Raw genomic sequence first — 689 nt, 5'->3', positions numbered from 1 at the left:
CTCCTGCGCCCACGCGCGGCGGCGCACCGAGGCCCGCAGCTCCGCCTCGCGTCGTCCCTCCGCTGACGACGGAGCGCCGCCGGCCAGCCGCAGCAGGCGCAGCTCGGCGAGCTCGGCGGCGGTCGCGGGGTCGTCGTGCGGCCGCAGCGGGACGACGCGGCCGGCCAGGCTGCGGGCCCGCTCGGACCACGCGAAGGCGCGGACGGGGTCGCCGAGCGCGAGGGCGGCGCGCACGCCCTGGAGCACGAGCGGCCGGCCCAGCACCGCGGCGCTGCTCTGCAGGTCGGCGCTGCCGAACGCCCCCTGCCATCGCTCGAGCTCGTCGAGCCCCGCGGTGGCCTGCGCCAGGACGCGTGCTCGTCGCCCCTCGGCCGCGGCCAGCTCGGCCCGCACCTCCCGTGCCAGGACGCGGTCGGCGACGGGTGAGGCCGGCACAGGCCGTGCGCGCCGCAGCACGGCGTGCGCCTCCGCGAGGCGACCCGTCCGCACGTCCAGCCGGGCACGTTGCAGACGGACGGGCCACGCCTCCGCGCCGAGCCCGCGGGCGGCCAGGGCGTCGGCGGTCGCGGCGAGCCCGTCCCGGAGCACCTCCGTCCGGGACCCCGTGGCCGGCCCGGACGTGGCGAGCACGGCGGCCGTGAGCGCCCGCGCGTCCGCCCGCAGCGCGCCCAGCGCGTTGCCCCGCGCGG

The 689-nt window shown here is 81.7% G+C and carries 1 pseudogene; it reads right to left on the bottom strand.

The window, feature by feature from the left end:
• Positions 1-689 (bottom strand): annotated as a pseudogene (locus CBZ_RS21305) (CHAT domain-containing protein); the annotation flags it as partial.

The sequence above is a fragment of the Cellulomonas biazotea genome, assembly GCF_004306155.1.
In the GTDB taxonomy this organism is placed as follows: Bacteria; Actinomycetota; Actinomycetes; order Actinomycetales; family Cellulomonadaceae; genus Cellulomonas; species Cellulomonas biazotea.
Note: the sequence above shows the minus strand (reverse complement) of the source record. Positions and strands in the feature narration are given on the sequence as shown.